Source organism: Mycobacterium sp. HM-7 (genome assembly GCF_053852335.1).
Genome location: NZ_CM132657.1, coordinates 228,617 through 248,386, shown reverse-complemented (window position 1 = coordinate 248,386; position 19,770 = coordinate 228,617). Strand labels below are relative to the sequence as shown.

The following is a 19,770-nucleotide window of genomic DNA, read 5'->3' as shown; positions in this document are numbered from 1 at the left end:
GAGCTCGCCCGCCGACCGTGGCGTCGTGGCTGGATCCCCCGGCACACTGCCGATGTGGGGGAACCTTTTATCGGAAGCGAAGCCTTGGCAGAGGGGCGGCTGACGCGGTACCAGCTGCGGACGAATTTCGTCGCGGTACACAAGGACGTTTACGTGCCACGCGGCACGCGGCCGACTGCGATTGTGCGGGCGAAGGCCGCTTGGCTCCGATCCCGGCGTCAGGGAGTCCTGGCCGGGTTCTCAGCCGCCGCGATGCATGGCACCCGGTATATCGATGCAGCCTTGCCTGCCAACATCATTGGCAGTCCCTGCCGAGCGACTCGCGGCGTCGTCGTATGGGAGGACTGCCCCGACACAGACGAGATATGCCGGATCGGCGAGTTGCGACTGACCACACCGACCCGCACCGCGGTCGATCTGGCGCGGCGGTATCCCGAGAACATCGCAGTCGCCGCGATCGACGCCCTGGCGCGGGCTACAAGGTTGACTGTCGCCGACATCGAATTCGCAGCCCAGCGTCATCCCGGGCAGCGCGGAATCCGGCAAGCGCGGAAGTCCATTGCGCTCGTTGACCCCAAAGCCGAATCGCCCCGCGAGACAGCGTTGCGCCTCCTCATAGTTCGCGCAGGGTTTCCTCAGCCGGAGAGTCAGCACCCGGTCTGCAACGAATACGGCGTACTCATCGGGATCGTGGACTTCGCCTGGGCGAAGTTGAAGATCGCCGTCGAATACGAGGGGCGGCATCACTCGGACCCGGAACAGGTTCGCAAGGACATTGCGCGGATCGAGGAGATGATCGAGATGGGTTGGCTCGTCATCCGCGTGACTTCGCGCGATCCTGCGGGTGTCGTGTTGCGGAGGATCGCCCATGCGTGGGCTTCGCGAGGCGCGATCGACGTCAACGTGAACCTGCGAGTAGACCCCACGGAGACGATGTGGCGCAGCGCCTCGTGACAGTTGAGCGAGCCTGACTGCGTGGCGCTCAGATACCTCGATTTCCGTCACCCAGTCAGGTTCGTGGCGCTGATGTCGCCAGGGCGCGGCGGGCGCCGTTCGACGAGGTCGCTAGCGGACCGCAGCCTCCAGGTCCGCGAGCGAATCCTCGAGGTGGCCCAGCAGCCGCTGCAGGTGCGGCACGCTGTGCCGGCAACCGACCAGCCCGAAGTCGAGGTTGTCGCCATTGTTGACCAGCGTGATGTTCAGCGCCTGTCCGTCCAGCGCGATCGACAGCGGATAGTTGCCGTCGAGCCGGGCGCCCTTCCAGTACATCGGCACCCGCGGCCCCGGCACGTTCGAGATGACGATGTTGAACGGCGGCGGGGTGGCATCGACGAAACCGGGCACGGTGGACAGTGCGATCGGGGACAGCAGCAGCGCCGAGAGCGCCATCGACTCCGTCTTGGACAACCCCGAGAACACCTGCTTGTTGCCGCGCATCGAGTCGGCGATGGTCTGCAGCCGGGTCGCCGGATCCTTGACGTCGGTGGCCAGGTTGCACAGGATCGCGCCGACCTGGTTGCCACCCGCATCGGCGTCGGCCTCGGATCGCAGGCTCACCGGGACCATGGCGATCAGCGGCGCATCGGGCAGCGCGCCCTGCTCGAGCAGGTAACCCCGCAGCGCCCCGGAGCACATCGCCAGCACGACGTCGTTGACGGTGACGCCGCCGGCGGCCTGCTTGACGGCCTTGATGCGGTCGATCGGCCAGGACTGGGCCGCCACGCGCCGGGCTCCGCCGATCTTGACGTTGAACATCGTCTTCGGCGCGCTGAACGTCCGGGTCAGGTTCTGCTCCAACAGCACGGCGCGCGCCACCCGGAAGGCCGACGGGCCGAGGCCGGCCGCCGCGCCGACAGCCTCGACCGCCTGGCCCACCAACGACGGGCTGTTCTTCGGTGCGCGCTTGCGCGACGGCAGGTCCCACGGCACCCGCACCTCCAGCTCGGCCGGATCGTCGGACAGCGTGCGCATCGTCATCCGCAGCGCGGACACCCCGTCGAGCAGCGCGTGGTGGACCTTCGAATAGATGGCGAACCGGCCGTCCTCGAGACCTTCCACCAGGTAGGTCTCCCACAGCGGACGGTGCCGGTCGAGCAGGCTGGTGTGCAGCCGCCCGCAGAGGTCGAGCAGCTCACGGATTCGTCCCGGCGAGGGCAGCGCCGAGCGGCGCACGTGGTAGTCGACGTCGAGTTCGTCGTCATAGGCCCAGCCGAAGCTGGCGATACCACCCAGGAACCGTGCCGGGCGTTTGCGGTAGGTGGGAGTGAAGTTGGTGTGCACCAACATGTCCCGATGCAAGTCGTGAATGAAGTCCGGACCTGCGCCTTCCGGCGGGCTGAACAGCTGCAGGCCGCCGACGTGCATCGGATGCTCCCGCGATTCGCCGAGCAGGAACATGGCATCGGTTGGCGACATGATCTCCACCCGCCAAGTAAACCCCGAATCGGCCGGCCGCAAACGTCAACGCGTCAAGGTTGACGTTCGCCCGGTGGCGGCGGGTTGGCGACCACCGGGAACTGGCCGGTGAAACCCTGTCGTTGCTTGGCGATCTCCAGAACACGACCACGCGCCGCGTACCAGCCGACGATCAACGCCGGGATGATGATCACCAGCGTCGCCACCGTCCAGGTGCCCACCGGCTTGTCGAACGCCATCAGCACCAGCACCACGGCCAAGAAGACCAACGTGGCGTATCCGGTGTACGGCGCGCCCCACATCCGGAACGCCGGCCGCTCCATCTCACCCCGCTGAGACCAGCGGAACAGCTGCAACTGGCAGATCACGATGGTGGCCCACGACGCGATGATGCCCAGCGCCGCCATGTTCAGCACTATCTCGAAGGCCTGCGCCGGCACGACGCCGTTGAGCACGACACCGAGCAGCCCGATGCTGGCGGTGAGACAGATACCGCCATAGGGCACACCACGTTTCGACATGACGCCGGTGAACTTAGGGGCACTGCCGTTCATCGCCATAGAGCGCAGGATGCGGCCCGTCGAATACAGCCCCGCGTTCAGGCTCGAGAACGCCGCAGTGAGCACGACAACGTTCATCAGGGTGCCGGCACCCTCGAAACCGATCTTCGAGAAGAAGGTGACGAAGGGGCTTTCCCCCGCCTTGTAGGCGGTGTACGGCAGCAGCAGTCCGAGCAGCACCAGCGACCCGACGTAGAACAGCGCGATACGGAAGATCACCGAGTTGATGGCGCGCGGCATGATCTTGTGCGGTTCGGCCGTCTCCCCCGCCGCGGTACCGACGAGTTCGACTGCGGCATAAGCGAAGACGACGCCAGAGGTCACCACCACCAGCGGCAGCAGCCCGGTCGGGAACATGCCACCACTGTCCGCGATGACGCTGAAGCCGGTGGTCTGGCCGTCGACCTTGAACCGGCCCGCCAGGAAGACGGTGCCGACGACCAGGAACGTCACCAGCGCAACGACCTTGATCAGGGCCGCCCAGAATTCGAGCTCGCCGAACAGCGTCACCGAGATCAGGTTCATGCCCATCACGATGGCGAGGGCGATCAGCGCGATGAGCCACTGCGGGATCGCGTCGAACGCCTTCCAGTAGTGGAAGTAGGTGGCGATGGCGGTCGAGTCGACGATCGACGTCATGGCCCAGTTCAGGAAGTACATCCAGCCGGCGACATAAGCCGCCTTCTCCCCGAGGAATTCGCGGGCATACGACACGAACGACCCCGACGACGGCCGGTGCAGCACCAGCTCGCCGAGGGCCCGCAGGATCAGGAAGACGAACCCGCCACAGATCAGGTAGACGAGGAACAGCCCGGGGCCTGCGTTGTGCAGCCGTCCACCGGCGCCCAGGAACAGGCCGGTGCCAATGGCACCGCCGATCGCAATCATCTGCAGCTGGCGCGGTTTGAGGGTGTGGTGGTAGCCCGCGTCCTCGGCCGTCAGACCGGGTGGCTCGACATGCGTATGCGGCGTGGAAGTCATAGCGTTTCAGTGAACACTGATGCACAGTTTCGCGCAGGGCAACGAGTTTCCTGTATGTGAACACGCAGGCGCAGACCGTGGGCCGGACGCGCGGGTGTCAGTAGTGTCGGTCGCATGCCGGGCTCCTCCCACACAGTCGACTTCCACCCCGAGTTGGCACGGGCCGCGCGCTTCATGCCGCGCAGCCCCATCACGCCGTGGAACCTCCGCGTCGTCCGGATGGTGTCCAACCGGCTGGAACGCCGTACCCCCGAGGGTGTCGAGGTGCTCACGCTGCCGTCGGGCGTCGGGATCCGGCTGCACCGCCCGTCCCCCGGCGCCGACCGTGGCGGCGCGCTGCTGTGGATTCACGGTGGCGGCTACGTCATCGGCAGCCCGGCGCAGGACGACGCGCTGTGCCGGCGTTTCGCGGACGAACTGGGCATCACCGTGGCCGCGGTCAAATACCGGTTGGCCCCGGACAATCCGTATCCGGCCGGGCTGGAGGACTGCTACGCGGCACTGCGTTGGCTGGTCGATCTGCCGGCCGTGGATCCGGCGCGGGTGGCCGTCGGCGGTGCGAGCGCCGGCGGCGGAATGACCGCAGCACTGGCGCAACTGGCGTATGACCGTGGTGAAGTGCCCTTGGCGGCACAGCTTCTGGTGTATCCGATGATCGACGACCGGTCGGGCAGCCGGCCGGGGCTGGACCATCCCGGACAGCGGTTGTGGAGCCAGAAGTCGAATCGCTTCGGCTGGCGCGCGTACCTCGGTGGCGCCGATCCCGCGCTCGCCGTCCCCGCCCGGCGCACTGATCTGTCGGGTCTGCCGCCCGCCTGGGTCGGAGTCGGTACCTTTGACGTCTTCCACGACGAGGACGTCGAATACGCCGAGCGGTTGCGCGCCGCGGGCGTCCCATGCGCGCTCGAAGTGGTGCCGGGGGCCTATCACGGCTTCGACGGTGTCGCCGCCAAGACCCAGGTGGCCCGCGACTTCTTTGCCAGCCAGGTGGAGTTCCTGCGGCCGCTGCTGAACCCGGCGGTCGTCGGCTAACTCATCGGCCACCGAGACCGCCCATCCGGCTGCCGCAACCTTGCTGCGGCAGTGCCGATCCCGCCTGCCAGGCCCCACGCGAGCGTGATCTTCGTTACTTAGATTATACTATCTAATTGATGTTTGCGCAGGTCACACCGCCTTTTCGAAATATTAGCCGATCAAATAAACGCTTGCGGGGAAGCATTTCGGGGCGCATGGTTGTTGAACAGACCAACGACCACATCGGTCGTGATCTTCACCGAGAAGAGGCACGGCAATGACCACCCTGACCCATCAGACGACCGAAAACATCGGCCCCCTGCGGCAGCTGTTCCGGCGTTCCACCGCTGTGGTGGTGCTGACGGCGGCAGGCTTGGGCGTGGCCGGCTACATGGCCCTCGGCATGCTGCAGGACAAGCCGGCCGACCCGGTACTGCCGGCATTCTCCGCGGTCCCGGTCCCATCGGCGCCGGACATGGACAAGCTGCAGAACCTGGGCCAGCTCGCCGCCATCGTGCAGGGCCCGCAGGCCCACCCGGCTCGCTAGCCCCAACACACCGATCCGAGCCTGAGCCGCCCTCGATTTCGAGGGCGGCTCAGTGCTGTTTCGGCGACTATTGGGCGGCGTGCACCTTGCCGACCGGGGTGCGGTTGGCCAGGTTCTTGGCGACCTCTTCGTGCCAGAGGTCGTTGGCGTGGGTGGTGTCCACTTCCTGCTCGAAGCGGGCGACCATGTCCGGTTTGACGTCAGCGATATCGACGTAGAACTGCTCGTACCAGCGGCGATGCTGATAGACCGGGCCGTCCTCCTCGGTCAGCAGCGGGTTCTCGATGCGGGTCTTGTTCTTCCAGATCTCCACATCCTGCATGAAGCCGTCCCCGAAACTGCTGCTCAACGACGCCGCCAGCTTGGCGGTCTTGTCCGCCGGCAGCGCCGGGTTGTTCTGCACCGCCACCCCCCACTGCAGCACGAACGAATCATGGGTCACCGGGTAATGACAGTTGATCAACGCGATCTCCACCGTGAAACCCGGCGCCAGATCGTTGTGCAGCCAGTTGATCATGTACGCCGGCCCGAAATAGGTGGCCTCCGACCGCAGATAGGTGCCGTCCCACAGCTCGCGGGTCGCGTAATCCGGGCGCGGTTTGGACTCCATGAACTGGCTCGCGGTGTGGCCCTCGATGACGTTCTTGAAATACGTCGGATACGCGTGGTGGATGTAGAAGAAATGCGCCATGTCCACGTTGTTGTCGACGATCTCGCGGCAGTGCGACCCTTCGATCAGCAGCGAGTTCCACTGCCACGGCGACCACCGGCCCTCGTCGTAGCCGTCGATGGTCGGCGGGGTCAGCTCCGGTGCCGGGGTGGAGCCTTCGGGATCGTGCCAGATCAGCAGCTGCCCGTTGACCTCGGTGCTCTGCCAGGCGCGGGTGCGGGCCAGCCGCGGGGTGCGCTTGGCATAGGGCACCAGCTGGCACTTGCCGTCCCCACCCCAGCGCCAGTCATGGAACGGGCACGCCACCGCGTCCCCTTTGACGCTGCCCTGCGACAGGTCACCCCCCATGTGCCGGCAGTAGCCGTCCAACACCTTCAGCGCCCCGTGCGAGTCGGCGAACACCACCAACTTGGTGCCGAACGCCTCGATCGCATGCGGCTCACCGTCACGGAACGACTCAGCCAACCCGATACAGTGCCAACCACGCGCGAACCGCGTCATCTCCACACCCGCATCGATATGCCGGACCTCAGCATCAGTCATGTTGCGCCCCTTTCGAATTCGCCCGGCCTGACTGACCGGGATGGCTACGTCGTCTGACCGATCATGTCGAGCACAGCCAGGTGGGAGAACACCATGCTGGTGCCGATCGGGTTGCCGCCGCCGGGGTACGCGTAACCGCTCGGCGCGGCCATGGTGTTGCCCGCCGCGTACAGACCGGGGATCGGGTTGCCTGCGGTGTCGAGCACCTGGCCGGTGGTGTCGGTGCGCAGGCCGCCCTTGGTGCCCAGGTCCGAGATGCCAAATCTGGCCGCATGGAACGGCGCCTTGTCGATGCGGACCATCGGACAGGCGCCGCCGGAGAAGGCGCGATCGTAGGCCTCGTCACCGCGGCCGAAGTCGGGGTCCGAGCCGGCGTCGGCGTATTCGTTGAACTGTTTGACGGTCGCGGCCAGCTGCTCGGCCGGCACACCGATCTTGGCGGCCAGCTCCTCCAGGGTGTCGGCGGTGTGCCACAGCCCGGCGTCGACGTATTTCTCGGTCTCGACCATCGAGACGTTGGTGGCTTTTATTGGAGGAACAACGCCGGCGGCTCCGCCTTCGCCGTCGTCGTAGATCATCCAGAACGGCAGCGTCATCTCACCTTTGGCCAGCCGGTCCACGACGACGCGGCCGATCCGGTCATACGCCGCTGACTCGTTCACGAATCGCTTGCCGTCCTGGTCGACGAAGATGCCGCCGGTGAACCACAGCGCGAACGCGCTGCGGCCGTCCGGGTGCGTGAGGCCGGGCGACCACCAGGCCTGCTCCATCAGGTCGGTGTCGGCCCCGACGGCGATACCCGCCTCATGCGCCTGGCCCAGATTTCCCCAGGGCCCCATGGTGTCTCGCGCCTCGCCGGGCACGCCGTACTTGTGCCGCAGCTCGTCGTTGCCCTCGAAACCACCGGCCGCGAGCAGCACGCCCTTGCGGGCCTTGATGGCCTTGCGCACGCCGTCGGTCTCCACGATCGCACCCACGACGGCACCGTTCTCGGTGACGAGTTCGACCAGCGCGGTGCCCAGTTGCGTTGTGGCGGAGGGGTATTGCTTCAGCGCCACCAGGAAGCGGGCGATGAGGGCCCGGCCGCCGATGAAGTAGTCGTCGGGCTGCGGGACGCCGAGCCTGTCGTTGTCCAACGGGCCCCGCACCAATTCCTTGAATTCCGGCGCTTTTTCGATCTTCAGTGGTCGGGCCGCGACATGCCGCTGACCGTCCAGCCGGGCCTTGGGCATCTTCCCGAAATAGTCCGGCCAGGGCAGCATGTCGAACTTGATGTTGGGATCGGCTTCGAGGTACTCCATCAGCGGAGCACCGCCGCGGACGTAGGTGTCCTGCAGCTCGCGCGGGGTCCGGTCGCCGACGACGGCGTGGTAGTACTCCAGCGCGTCGTCGATGGTGTCGTCGGTGCCCGCCCGCTGCAGCACCGGGTTGCACGGGAACCACACCCCGCCGCCACCGGAGTAGGCGGTGGTGCCTCCGAACTTGTCGGTGGCCTCGACCAGCAGCACCTCGAGTCCTTCACGCGCGGCGGTGTAGGCACCGGTGACGCCACCGCCACCAGAGCCCGCCACCAACACGTCAACCGTCGCGTCCCACTCCGTCATGCCCAAATCTCCTACCTGATGTCAGAGGTACCGCTGCCGTCCGTACTGCGTGAACTCATCGTCCAACGCACGCTTGGCATCGTCGGACATGAGGCCGTAAACCGGTACCCCCCTACCCACCCAGCGGTACACCAGCTCGTCCGTATGCCACTTGTCCGCCTGCAGTTCTCGCTTGAGCACCTTGTTGGAGCCGGTGACCGGCAGGGAGTCCGAGATCCGCAGGAAGCGCGGCGTGCCCTTGCGGCCCAGGTCGTCCTGGTCATTGAGGTACCGCACGAACTTGTCGACGTCGAACAGGACCGGATCGGCGACCTCGATGGCGGCCATCACCTGATCACCCGAACGGGGGTCCGGCACCGCGTACACGCCCGCGGCGATCACCTCGGGATGACGCCGCAGCACGCGCTCGATCGACAGCGCCGAGGTGTTCTCGCCGTCGACCCGGATCCAGTCACCGCGCCGGCCCGCGAAGTAGATGAAGCCGTTCTCGTCGAGGTAGCCGAGGTCACCCGTCCAATACCAGCCGCCCCGGATCCGGTCGGCGTCGGCGGCGTCGTTCTTGTAATAGCCCTCGAACTTCTTGGTGCCGAGCTTGTCGATGATCTCGCCGACCGCGTCGTCCGGGTTGAGGAGCCGGCCATGCTGGTCCAAAACCGCTGGGACACATTCGATCATGGTTTCCGGGTTGACGATCGCGACGCCCGGATGGGCGGGGCGGCCGAGCGCTCCCTCGGGCTGGTTCGGGTCGAGGACGACGGCACCGCCGCCCTCGCTGGAGCCGTACCCCTCGTACAACTCGGCTCCGAAGCGGCGCTTGAAGTAGGCCTGGTCCTCCGGCGAGGCCTCGGTGCCGAACCCGCGGTTGAGCAGGTTGTCGGCGTCGTCCGGCTGTTCCGGGGTGGCCAGCAGGTAGCCGAGCGCCTTGCCCACGTAGGTGAAGAACGTCGCGCCGAAGTACCGCACGTCCGGCAGGAACCCGGAGGCCGAGAAGCTCGGCGTCAGGCACACCGTCGCGCCGACGGCCAGCGCGGGAGCCCACAGCGCCATGATCGCGTTGCCGTGGAACAGCGGCATGCAGCAGTAGTCGACGTCCTCGCGGACGTGGTTGAACTTGTCCACAGCCGAGTACGCGATCCACGCGAGGCGGCCCTGACTGCACTTGACGGCCTTCGACGCTCCCGTGGTGCCGGAGGTGAACAGCAGCAGGACCAGCGACTCGGCGTTCACGCCCTCCGCCGCCGTGATTTGTGCACGATTTTCCGCGCCGGCCGCGGATTTTCGTGCACAAATCGCGTGTTGGTAGGCCGGATCGTCGATCACCAGGATGCGGTCGGGCGCGAGGCCGAGGTCCAGGCCCGAAAGCCGTTCCCGCCCAGCCGAATCGGTGACGATCAGCTGACAGTCCGCGTGCCGGACCTCGCCGGCCAACTCGTTGTTGCCGCGCGTCGGGTTGATGCCGACGATCGTCGCCCCGGCGAGGGCGGCGCCGCCCAGCCAGAAGAGGAAGTCGGGCACGTTGTCCAGCAGCACGCCGATGTGAAAAGGTCCCTCGGTGCGGAGGTCGGCGGCCAGTGCACCCCGAGCCGCCGACTCACGGACCACCTCGTCCCAGGTCCAGTCCTGATCCCGGGTACGCAACCCGAGCCGCTCGTCGCCGAGGCGGTCGAGCAGCAGGGCTGCGATGTCTTCGCGTCGGGCGGTAACAGCCATCAGACGGTCGCGCGGTTCTTCTGCTCGATGTACTCCTGCGGCAGCTCGGCCACGCCGAGCTTGGTGACGCTGACGGGCCCTGTCTGGTAGGCGTCCTCGCCGATGATCAGGCCGTCGGCGTCGATCGGCCAGTTGATGAGCTGACGGAACACCAGCAGGTAGTCGCCGCTCGGGTCTTCGACGTCGACGCCGATGGCCTGCGCGGCCGCGCCCGGGTAGATCATCTTCATCCAGCCTTCGGTCATCACCAGATCATCGTCGACGGCAAGGCGATCGATCTCGAAGACGAGATGATTCGCGCCGCTGGCCACGAATGCCTCGTAATAGGCGCGCACACCCTCGGTGGTCTTGGGTCCCATATCGGTGTTGGCGTACCAGAAGTGGTAGTCCGGGTTCGGGGACAACGTCGCCATCAGGCGGTCCATATCCGGCACGGCCTCAGCCTTCATGTGCTCGAGCACGACGCCGAGCACCTGACGATGGCGCTCGTTCGTGGTGCGCGACAGGCGTTCCTCCACGAGCTCCCAGGTCTTGGTGGGGTCGATGATGGCCATGCGGGTACTCCTCGGGTCTACGACTGAGCGCGGGCTGCTGCTCTTGTGGCCATCATCACGAACCAAGGTAGTCCCGGTCATCCGACAGGCGTCGGATCATCGAGGCAAAAGCTCCGACGCTTGTCGGTCTGCCATCTGGGCGTCTACGGCTCCGTCAACTCGGCAGACGACAGCGCGATCCGCCGGATCATCAGGACCAGTGTCGCCGAGAACCGGTCCAGTGGATCGTCCATGTCCCACCCCAGCTGGGATTCGATGTGCGCTATCCGCGCGGCCACGGTGCTGTGATGCACGTGCAGTTCCTCGGCGGTCCGCCGCAGTGATCCGAACACGCAGAACGCCTCGGCCGTCTCGACCTGGAGGAGGCCCGCGGGCGTCGTCGCGATCTCGTTGATCCTGGTCAGCGCGTGATTGCCCCGCGTCGCTTCTGGCGGCAGCTCGGCCAGCAGTTCCAGCGCGCTCAACCGCTCGAAGGCGACGGCACGCCGGCCGAAGCCCGTCGACGACGCGAACCGCAGCGCGCGGAGTGCCTGCCCCCACGACGTCGGTGCGGCGAACACCCGGCCGGCGGCGCCGATGCCGACCCAGGGTCCGCGGTCGGCGCCGACCGGCAGCGGCGCGGGGAACGCGGTGACGATCGCCTGGTCCAGCTCGTCGGACAAGGCCCGGGCGTTGGCGTGGCCCTGGCACAGCACTGCCGTCGCGGTGCCGAGGTCCGCGGTCCGCACCGCCGCCGACGACAGTGCGGACGTGATCACCCGCAGCGCATCCGGCGACGACTGCGCCGAGACCGCGAGAACCCGGACGTCTCGGGTCTCGTCCAGGCCCAGCAGTCTGATCGCCCGAGCCCGGTCCTCGGGGCGTTCCCGGCTCGACAGCACGACCTCGACCAGCGCCGGGTCACCGAAGGACGGCGGAACCCGGGACCCGACCGTCCCCAGCGTGTGCCGGACCCGGTCGAGCAGGACGCTGTCGAGCGGATGGCCGGGACCGTCACGGTCCAGCCACACCTCGCGCACGAGCCCGGCCCACCGCACGCGCACCGGGCAACCGGCGACCTCCTCGGCTGCGCGAAGCACCGCGTCGACGCCGGTCACCTCGAGCCCGTCGAAGAACCGGACCAGCCGCAGCACCGACTCGGGGTCAGTGCCCAGCTCGGACAACCGCAGCGTGCTCACGCCGCCATTCTGACAATGCTCAGAACTGCAGGACGCTGAACCGCCAGTCAAGTACCTGCCGGTCGGGGCCGTCGGCCGCGGCCGCGAACACCAGCGACCGCAGATCGAGCGTGCCGCCGCGGCCCGGCGTCTCGCGCGCGGCTTCGACGTGCAGCTCGCTGTACACGGTGTCGCCTTCGTGCACGGGTCCGATGTGGTCGCAGGACTCCCATCCGAGGACGGTGACGATGTTCGGCAACAGCCGGGTGGCCTGGGCCAGTGCCAGCCCGATGGTATGCCCGCCGTATACCAGGCGGCTGCCTGCCACCCGCGAATCATGATGCGTCTCAGCGATGTTGAGGGTCAGCCGGGCCAGCTCAGGGGCGCTGCTGACGACATCGGCGGTGCTGGTCAGCACCTGACCGGCGAGCGCCGCATCGAAATGCGGGCCGGGCACCCCGGAGCGCCAGGCATCGACATTCCAGTCGGCGGCCGGGTCCGGCAGGGCCGGGACGTCCACGCCGATGGTGCTGAGGTCGTCGGCATGGCCGGTGTCGTCGGCGTCGTCGCGCAGCGGGAGCATGGCGCACCGGTGGAAATCGAGCACGGTACGGCCGTCCTGGTCGATCGTGATCATGCGCAGTGCCGCCAGACCGGTGCGCGGCTTCCCCGGTTTTGCCGAATTCTGTTTGAGACCAACCACTTCTGCGCGAGTGGAGATGGTGTCGCCGAGGTGCGGAAAGCGGTGGAACCGCAGGCCCCGGTAGAACAGATTCGCCTTGACCCGCTGGGTGACCAGGGTGGACTGACCGATCGCGACGTCACACACCAGCGCCGGATGCGCCAGTGCCCGCGGCGATCCGGTGACGGCCGCGGACAGTCCGGCGTCCAGCGGCAGCCGCATGCGGTCACCGAGGATGGCCTGATGCACCGCCGCCGCGCCGTCGGTGAACGTCATGCCCGGCGCCCAGTCGAAAACCTGACCTACCCTGAGGTCCTCGAAAAACGGTCCGCCTGCATCCGATTGGCCGGAAAGAGTCACAGCGGGTAATGCTGGCATCACCGCCTGACACATGTCCATGGGGCGGTACAGATGGATACCTAACCGAACCCTTGCCGATAAGTCGGACGGTTCCGCCCGCGACCAGCGCTAGCGGCTGATCTGCCAGCGGGCGATCTCCCTGCCGATCTCGGTGTGTGGCGATTCGTCGTATAGCCATTCTCGGCCGATCCGGTGCCAATTGTTGGCCGAGAGTAGGTGTCCCAATGTGCCGAAGGTCAGAAAATCCGCCCGTCGCGAGAAGACGTGCTCGGGTGGCAGCAACTGACGCCTGATGCCGGCGAACTGCGTCTGTCGCGGATCCATCGCGTAAAGAACTGCGCCCGTCGCCAATTCGGGCGTGAGGGTGATCTCCTCGTCAACCAGCTGCCATTCGCTCACGGCTCTGACGTATTCCAGGCAATCGTCCGCCGTCACCTCCGCGGCCCCGTCGACGATGCCCCGGTCGACCATCATTTGATACAGCTCTTGGGACCGCCCTTGGGCGGCCGCTACCAAGCCGGCCTTTTCGAAGGCCACATTGGCCGGGTCCATCCGGTTGTAGAGACCGAAGTCGATGAACGCGACCCGGCCATCGGGGGCCAGCAGGATGTTTCCCGGATGCGGGTCGCCACAGAACTCATTGTGCTGGAACAGCGAACCGATGTAGAAGCGGTAGATCAACTCGCCGATGCGATTCCGTTCGGTGGCCGACAAGGTCCGCATGTGGTCGAATCCGGCGCCGTCTACGTACTCGGTGACGAGCACGCGGTCCGTGCAATGTTCCACCACGCTGTCAGGGACCGCGATGAACGGATGGCCTCGGTACTGCGCCGCCACCTCATGCTGCGTCTTCGCCTCCCGCAGATAATCGAGTTCGCTCTCGACGTTCCGGGCGATCTCATCGACCATCGCCGAGTTCGCACTGGGCCACACTGTGTGCACCAGTTTCATGACGAGCCCGAGATTCTGCATGTCGGCACGGACCGCTTGGTCGATGCCGGGATATTTCACCTTGACGGCAACTTCACGACCGTCGTGCAGGCGCGCCCGATACACCTGGCCGATCGACGCCGCGGCAGTCGGCGCTTCGTCGAACTCGGCGAATACCGTTGAGAGCCGGCCCAAATCGGTCTCCATGATCTTGCGCATCTGATCGAACGACACCCGGGGCGCCTGATCGCGCAGGGCCGCGAGCTTGCCGCGGAACTGTTCGCGGTGCGACTCCGGTACCAAGTCGAGTTCGATCACCGACAGCATCTGACCAATCTTCATCGCTGCGCCCTTCATGGCGCCCAGCACGGTCACCAGGCTTTGCGCGGCATCCATCGTGGCCTGTTCGGCGAGCAGGCTTTTCGCCTCTTCTGATCGGCCGATCATCGACAGGCGCGCACCGGCGCCTCGGACGGCCTCCTTCGCAGCGAGGGTCCCGAGTTTTCCACCGCGGGCGAGGCGCCCCTCCGGCGGCCGTCGTGTCATCTTGCCTTCCTTGGCATCCCCGGCTACTGCACCATGACGCCGAGTGCATGGCTCGGCATCGACACTATGCGATGGCGCGTGCAGCGTTCAGGATTGGGACGAAGTATGTGCGTGCGAATTCCCTTGACTGTTCATCGGTTTCGGTGCGCAAGGCCTTCGACGGCGCCAGTAGGAGCGTCACCGTTATCCGCGTGATGAGTTCGGCGGCCTGGCGCGCACCTTCCGCGGAGAACGACTCCGCCATGAGGCGCAGCGCCAGGGCCGAGATCACCATCTGATAGTTGTCGTGTTCGGCTTCAAGGAGGCTGAACGACATCCGTTCGGGCTCGTACTCCCTGATCGCGGTAACCATCGGATTCTGTTGGCATTCGCGCACTCCCGCGACGAACAGTTCGACAACTTGATCCTCGACAGGCACGTCCGACTCGAACGACTGGCCCAATCGGAGGAAGAACTCGAATACTTCACGGGTGACGACGGCTGCCACCATCTCGTCCTTGTCGCCACATTTGCGATTGAGAGTCTGACGAGACACTTTGGCGCGCCGGGCAATATCGGCCACCGCGGCGCGCCGGATGCCATGTGCGACGAACTCCGCTCGCGCTGCGTCGAGCAGCCGTTCTCGCTCGTCATCCTCAGCGCCGGACTGGGGCAGCGGCCATTGCCGCAAGATCGCGCCGAAATCCACGCAGCTGATGTTACCTCTTGACGCTGAGACACTGGGACATCTACATTCCAATGTCTCAGCATGAAGGGATTTCGGGTGGACCAAGAGTTGGTAGTAACAGCCCCTGAGGCAACATTCACGGCGAGTTGCAGTGGCCCGGCAGATCAGCGGGCCGGGTGGGCGAGTGGGCGCCGCGCGGTGCTGGCCACCCTCAAAGACGACCCATTCTGGCCGACACGTAAACCATTGCGCGCGACGTACAGTCTGGCGACCGGACGAGGGCGCAATCGCCCGATTCCCCCAGGCCCGATCGGGTTGCCAGTCCTCGGGTCAGCCATTCCCATGGCGCGTGACCCCTTCGCGTTCTTTCAGAAGTGCCACGAGAGATACGGCGACATATATCGGGTGCCGCTGCCCATCCATTCGCTGGTCATGGTGAACCATCCCGAGTTGACCGGGTACTACATGGAGAACACCGAGCTGAAATACAGCATGACCGCCCCGATCCAGGGCAGGTTGGCGCAACTCCTGATCAGCAAGCTGGGCAGCCCCGTTCAGGCACTGGAGGGTCCGCGACTGCGGGAACGCCGGCGGATGCTCATGCCAATGTTCGGCAAACGACACCTGGCACACGTGTCCGACACGTTCGCCGAAGAGTTCGTGGCACGGGTGGATCGGTGGGCTCAATGGGCCGATACCGGCAAGGAAATCGACCTGCAACACGTGCTACCCAGCGTCACGCTGCCGGCATTCCTGCGATCCATGTTCTCGACGGCGATCACCGAGCAGGAGATCCGAGAGGTGGACATCGACATCCGAATGGGCATGCGCGCCATCGGATCGGCGCTCTTCATGATGCGGCCACCGGGAATTCTCCCCGTCCCCGGCACCGAGAATGCCCCACGGTCCTTGGCGCGCATCGCGCTGCTGTGTCGGAAGCTGGTGAAGCAGCGCCGAGCCAACCCCACCGATAAACCCGACCTGCTGAATGTCCTGCTGGACGCCCGGTACAGCGACGGCTCACCCTTGACCGACGGCGACCTCATCATGGAGCTCATCGGCCTGATCGGCGGCGGATACGAGACTGTCGTGGCCTCGCTCTCCTGGACTTTGGCGCTACTGCTGGCACAGCCAGAACACCTCACTCGCCTTTACAGCGAGATCGATGCGCTCAACGGCGCCGCACCAACGATCACGGACCTGCCGCGGCTGGAATGGGCCAAATCTTGCTTCGACGAAGGCCAACGATTGCAGGGCGGCCCGATCAACATGCGCTACGCCATGGTCGACGACGAGATCGGCGGCTTCCCGATCCCCAAGTACACCATGGTGGGCACGTCGCTCTATGTGGTTCACCGAGACCCACGATGGTGGGGCAATGACCCGAATACCTACGACCCCAAGAACTTCCACGACAAAGAACGGGTCAAGGCCAGGCCCCGACTGGCTTTCCAAGCCTTCGGCGCGGGTCCGCACCACTGCATGGGAACGGGCATGGCATACATGAACGCGCAGTATCTCCTGGCGATCATCTTCCAGCGCTACCGGCTGCAGCTTCGCCCCGGATGGACCCCCCGACACCGATTCACCTTCTCCACAACCATCAAAGATGGCCTGCCTGTGACGATTACGAGAGCGTGAGACCGATGGCGACGACCAACTTTTCGGTAACCGTCGACGACGGCATCTGTATGGGCGCCGGCTACTGCTACGGAACCGACCCCGACCTATTCGCAGAGAACGACGACGGGACGGCCAGATTCGCCGTTGCCCCACAGGCCGATTCGCTGAATCGAATCCAGAAGGCCAGCCGAGTCTGCCCTTCCGGCGCAATCGAAATCCACAATCAAGAGGACACCGTATGACAGACATCGAAGTGACGACCGGAAACTCGCACCCCGGTTGGGGGGTAAAGGCACCTCCAGGCCGCGTGTATCCCCCGGTCGCCGAGTCCGAAGCCCTCATCGAACCGTTCCTGCAGCGATGCAAAGAGCAAGAAGACATGTACGTCGCCGCCGGCTTTCCGCTGGAAGGTATTGCGCAGTTCTGGCGCAAGTGGCTCGCCGCGTGGAACGACGACTCACCCGAAGCGCTCGAGGACTGCTGGACGGAAGATCTCGTGTGGACGATGTCGAATACCGGACAGCTCGAGTTTCACGGGCGAAGCGAGACAGGCGATTTCGCACGATTCGGCTACATCTTCGCGCGGGAACTCGGCTTCTATCCGTGGGATGGGTCCGGCACCCACCTGCCCTACTACGACTTCTTCGACGGCCAGGTACGGGCCGTCTTCCCCTACTCCGGAGCGACCCGGTTCTTCTGGAACCGCGTTATCCCATGGCCGCGCAAACCAATTCGCGGATGCGGCGTAGACCGCTACATCCTCCGTCGCGAACAGGGAGAATGGCGGATCGCCCGAATCGACACCGATCAAGATTTCTTGGCAGCCCTCGTGCAGATGCTGCCGTTCGCCGACGGCATCACCCGGTTCATCGCTTGGCTGACCCGCACCCTGCCGCGAGCCGGCCGGAAACTCGGATTGTACGACCGAGAATTTCTGTACAGCCACGAATACGCCGACAGCCGACGCGCGAGAAGCACTCCAGCCCAACCAAAATGAGAACCCGTGGGCGTTTCAGACGCGCACCAGTCGACGCAGCGCAGTGGAACTAGCGCGAAGCGCGGAGGATTGGCACCAGATACCGGTCGGCGAAGGCTCGGGCGTTGTCGTCGTTATCGGTTGGCACGTACGACGACGGCGAGATGAGAAAAGTGGCGATAACGCGCAGCGCGACGTCCAGCGCCCGCTCCAGCGCCGCCGGCCGGTACTCCTCGTCGGCGAACATGGCCGCGATGACGGCGATCATGGCCCGATAAGTGCCGCCGTTCAGGTCAACGAGACGAGACGTGAACGACTCAGCCTCGAAGGTCTGCAGAGCTCGAACCAACGGATGCTCACGCGACTCGCGTAGTCCCATGACAACGGCTTCGACCATTCGATCTTCGGCACTGCCGAACGCGGCAACCGCCTGGTGGGCGCGGGTGAAGAAGTCGATGACATCGCGCTGGACTACCGCGAAAACTATCTGATCCTTGTCGCCGCACTGCCGGTAGAGCGTCGGGCGTGATACGCCGGCACGGTCGGCGATGGTCGCCACCGAGGTGCGCGCGATGCCGTGCGCGATGAACTCAGACCGGGCCGCGTCCAGCATCCGCTCACGCGCCGCGGTCGTCGGCTGCGCGTTTGCCGAGGCGAGCACGCCGGCGAGCGACGACAGGTCTGCCATGTGGCTGATGTTAGTCGACCCAACTTCGACCAATACATTGAATCAATGATTGATCTGTGATTCAGTGATTCACGTCGACGCCGACGCTGACGTCACGAGAGGAGCTGGGTGTGGCCAACGACCTTGCGACCAGCGGGCAGGCAGAGACCTCGTCCCGTGCGGAGCGAAAGCTGCCGCCGTCGGTCTCCCCCCGGGATGCGCTGAAACTCGCCGTCTCGTGCGCGGGCGATTTAGCTCGGTTGCCATACGTGTTGCCGCCCAAGATCGCGGCCCGCTACGGCGATGTGGTGCGGCTGAATACGTCGCGGCGCCCGGAGTACACGTTCACCCTGATCAATCACCCGGACTTCGTCGACCACGTGTTCACACGGCACCACGATCGCTACGTCAAACACGAGGCCGCTCACGAACTGGTTTCCGGCGAGCCGGCCGCGCTGCCCCTTCTCGAAGGCGCGGAATGGAAGCGGGTACGAACCACGTTCAACCCGTTCTTCGGCGAGAAAGCGCTCGCCGCGGCGACTCCGCTGATGATGGATGGCATCAGCGACCGGCTGGACGCGTGGTCCCGCCACGTCACATCCGGCCGGCAGGTCAACCTCGAGCACGAACTCGGCGCCGTCGTGATGGACGGGTTGATGCGATCGATGTTCAAAATCGAGCTCACCGCAACGGAACTCGACGACGCCGTCGACGGCGCGCGCCGGTACGGCACCTATGTCATCAGCCGGGTTGCGTTTCACTTCCTGCCGCTATGGATGCCAAACCCCTTGCGTCACAGCGGCGAAAAGGCCAAGCGTGAGCTGTTCGGCCTGCTCGACCATTTCATCGCCGACGGACGGCGATGTCCCGTGGGCGAGGATCGGGACCTGGTAGACGCGCTCCTGGACCTGCCGTTCGACGGGTGCCCCGCGCAGCAGCAGCGGCGACGACGCTCCGAGGCGGCGGGGCTGGTGTTCGCCGGCTTCGAGACGACGGCCGCAGCACTGGCGTGGACGATTGCTCTGCTGTGTCGCAATCCCCAAGCACTGGGCAGGGCATATGCCGAGGTCGACGCACTCGGTGACAAGCGGCTGGAATACGCCGATCTGGAGAACCTCAAGTACCTCCGCGCGTGCTTCGACGAAGCGCAACGGTTCCAGGCCGCGCCCGCCAATATCCGCACCGCGGTCGTCGACGACGAGATCGGTGGCTATTTCGTCCCGAAGGGGTCCCAGGTGGTCATCACGCAGTACGCGCTGCATCGCGATCCGCGGTTCTGGACCGACCCCGACCGGTTCAATCCGGATCGCTTCCTCACCGACAAGATCAACCGAAACGCGTTCCTGCCCTTCAGCATCGGGCCACGAAAATGCATGGGCACCCGAATGGCGTACATCGAAGGCACCCTGGTTCTCGGAACAATCCTGCAGCGTTACACCTTTCAGGTCCGAAACGGCTGGCGACCGCGGCATGTGGCGCGCGTATCGACGGGCCTGGCAGGCGGACTTCCGGTGCACATCTTCGCGCGTTGACGAACCGATCACCGCGCCCCCAACACGATTCA

The 19,770-nt window shown here is 65.6% G+C and carries 18 protein-coding genes; 7 read left to right on the top strand and 11 right to left on the bottom strand.

Annotation, left to right across the window (positions count from 1 at the left end; all coding sequences use genetic code 11):
* The first annotated feature begins 54 nt into the window (after positions 1-54).
* The gene (locus tag ACWW1C_RS01240) at positions 55-954 is read left to right on the top strand and encodes a DUF559 domain-containing protein (RefSeq protein ID WP_455981739.1); all 900 of its coding nucleotides are present in this window, start codon (positions 55-57) and stop codon (positions 952-954) included.
* Positions 955-1,065: 111 nt separating this feature from the next.
* Here ACWW1C_RS01240 and ACWW1C_RS01235 read toward each other — a convergent pair whose 3' ends face one another.
* The gene (locus ACWW1C_RS01235) at positions 1,066-2,424 is read right to left on the bottom strand and encodes a WS/DGAT/MGAT family O-acyltransferase (RefSeq protein ID WP_455981738.1); all 1,359 of its coding nucleotides are present in this window, start codon (positions 2,422-2,424) and stop codon (positions 1,066-1,068) included.
* A gap of 44 nt (positions 2,425-2,468) precedes the next feature.
* Positions 2,469-3,956 (bottom strand): amino acid permease, encoded by a 1,488-nt coding sequence (locus ACWW1C_RS01230; RefSeq protein WP_455981737.1) that lies wholly within the window; start codon positions 3,954-3,956, stop codon positions 2,469-2,471.
* A gap of 114 nt (positions 3,957-4,070) precedes the next feature.
* On the opposite strand from ACWW1C_RS01230, the gene ACWW1C_RS01225 reads away from it, so the two are divergent.
* Together ACWW1C_RS01225 and ACWW1C_RS01220 are read left to right on the top strand one after the other, a co-directional pair.
* The gene (locus ACWW1C_RS01225) at positions 4,071-4,988 is read left to right on the top strand and encodes an alpha/beta hydrolase (protein ID WP_455981736.1); all 918 of its coding nucleotides are present in this window, start codon (positions 4,071-4,073) and stop codon (positions 4,986-4,988) included.
* 259 nt (positions 4,989-5,247) lie between these two features.
* Entirely contained in the window at positions 5,248-5,517 is a 270-nt protein-coding gene (locus tag ACWW1C_RS01220; RefSeq protein WP_267320507.1) for a hypothetical protein, read from the top strand.
* A gap of 67 nt (positions 5,518-5,584) precedes the next feature.
* Here ACWW1C_RS01220 and ACWW1C_RS01215 read toward each other — a convergent pair whose 3' ends face one another.
* The 8 genes from ACWW1C_RS01215 to ACWW1C_RS01180 all read right to left on the bottom strand — a co-directional run bounded on the left by ACWW1C_RS01215 (position 5,585) and on the right by ACWW1C_RS01180 (position 14,961).
* Positions 5,585-6,730 carry a Rieske 2Fe-2S domain-containing protein gene (locus tag ACWW1C_RS01215; protein WP_455981735.1) on the bottom strand — a complete coding sequence of 382 codons (1,146 nt, stop codon included), beginning with the start codon at positions 6,728-6,730 and terminating at the stop codon, positions 5,585-5,587.
* Between the two features lie 44 nt (positions 6,731-6,774).
* Entirely contained in the window at positions 6,775-8,334 is a 1,560-nt protein-coding gene (locus tag ACWW1C_RS01210) for an FAD-binding protein (RefSeq protein ID WP_455981734.1), read from the bottom strand.
* A gap of 21 nt (positions 8,335-8,355) precedes the next feature.
* Entirely contained in the window at positions 8,356-10,044 is a 1,689-nt protein-coding gene (locus ACWW1C_RS01205; protein ID WP_455981733.1) for an AMP-binding protein, read from the bottom strand.
* On the bottom strand, positions 10,044-10,598 hold the full coding sequence (locus ACWW1C_RS01200) for a nuclear transport factor 2 family protein (RefSeq protein WP_455981732.1): 555 nt from the start codon (positions 10,596-10,598) through the stop codon (positions 10,044-10,046). The genes ACWW1C_RS01205 and ACWW1C_RS01200 overlap by 1 nt, the downstream gene beginning before the upstream one ends.
* Positions 10,599-10,741: 143 nt before the next feature.
* Positions 10,742-11,776 carry a PucR family transcriptional regulator gene (locus tag ACWW1C_RS01195; RefSeq protein WP_455981731.1) on the bottom strand — a complete coding sequence of 345 codons (1,035 nt, stop codon included), beginning with the start codon at positions 11,774-11,776 and terminating at the stop codon, positions 10,742-10,744.
* A gap of 19 nt (positions 11,777-11,795) precedes the next feature.
* Positions 11,796-12,815 (bottom strand): MaoC family dehydratase, encoded by a 1,020-nt coding sequence (locus tag ACWW1C_RS01190; protein WP_455981730.1) that lies wholly within the window; start codon positions 12,813-12,815, stop codon positions 11,796-11,798.
* 90 nt (positions 12,816-12,905) lie between these two features.
* Positions 12,906-14,273, bottom strand: a complete 1,368-nt coding sequence (locus tag ACWW1C_RS01185; protein WP_455981729.1) for an ABC1 kinase family protein — start codon at positions 14,271-14,273, stop codon at positions 12,906-12,908.
* 64 nt (positions 14,274-14,337) lie between these two features.
* Positions 14,338-14,961 carry a TetR/AcrR family transcriptional regulator gene (locus ACWW1C_RS01180; protein ID WP_455981728.1) on the bottom strand — a complete coding sequence of 208 codons (624 nt, stop codon included), beginning with the start codon at positions 14,959-14,961 and terminating at the stop codon, positions 14,338-14,340.
* 321 nt (positions 14,962-15,282) lie between these two features.
* Here ACWW1C_RS01180 and ACWW1C_RS01175 point away from each other — a divergent pair, with 321 nt between their 5' ends.
* Genes ACWW1C_RS01175 through ACWW1C_RS01165 form a run of 3 tightly spaced genes read left to right on the top strand, consistent with a single transcriptional unit; the run spans position 15,283 to position 17,560 of the window.
* Complete coding sequence (locus tag ACWW1C_RS01175) at positions 15,283-16,581, top strand: cytochrome P450 (protein ID WP_455981727.1); 1,299 nt, start codon at positions 15,283-15,285, stop codon at positions 16,579-16,581.
* Positions 16,582-16,586: 5 nt separating this feature from the next.
* Entirely contained in the window at positions 16,587-16,805 is a 219-nt protein-coding gene (locus ACWW1C_RS01170) for a ferredoxin (protein ID WP_455981726.1), read from the top strand.
* Complete coding sequence (locus tag ACWW1C_RS01165) at positions 16,802-17,560, top strand: nuclear transport factor 2 family protein (RefSeq protein ID WP_455981725.1); 759 nt, start codon at positions 16,802-16,804, stop codon at positions 17,558-17,560. The genes ACWW1C_RS01170 and ACWW1C_RS01165 overlap by 4 nt, the downstream gene beginning before the upstream one ends.
* A 49-nt stretch (positions 17,561-17,609) precedes the next feature.
* Here the strand turns inward: ACWW1C_RS01165 and ACWW1C_RS01160 are convergent, their stop codons facing one another.
* On the bottom strand, positions 17,610-18,227 hold the full coding sequence (locus tag ACWW1C_RS01160; protein WP_455981724.1) for a TetR/AcrR family transcriptional regulator: 618 nt from the start codon (positions 18,225-18,227) through the stop codon (positions 17,610-17,612).
* A 170-nt stretch (positions 18,228-18,397) separates the two neighbouring features.
* Here ACWW1C_RS01160 and ACWW1C_RS01155 point away from each other — a divergent pair, with 170 nt between their 5' ends.
* Positions 18,398-19,738: a cytochrome P450 gene (locus ACWW1C_RS01155; protein ID WP_455984499.1), complete on the top strand. Its 1,341-nt coding sequence runs from the start codon at positions 18,398-18,400 to the stop codon at positions 19,736-19,738.
* Positions 19,739-19,770 lie beyond the last annotated feature (32 nt).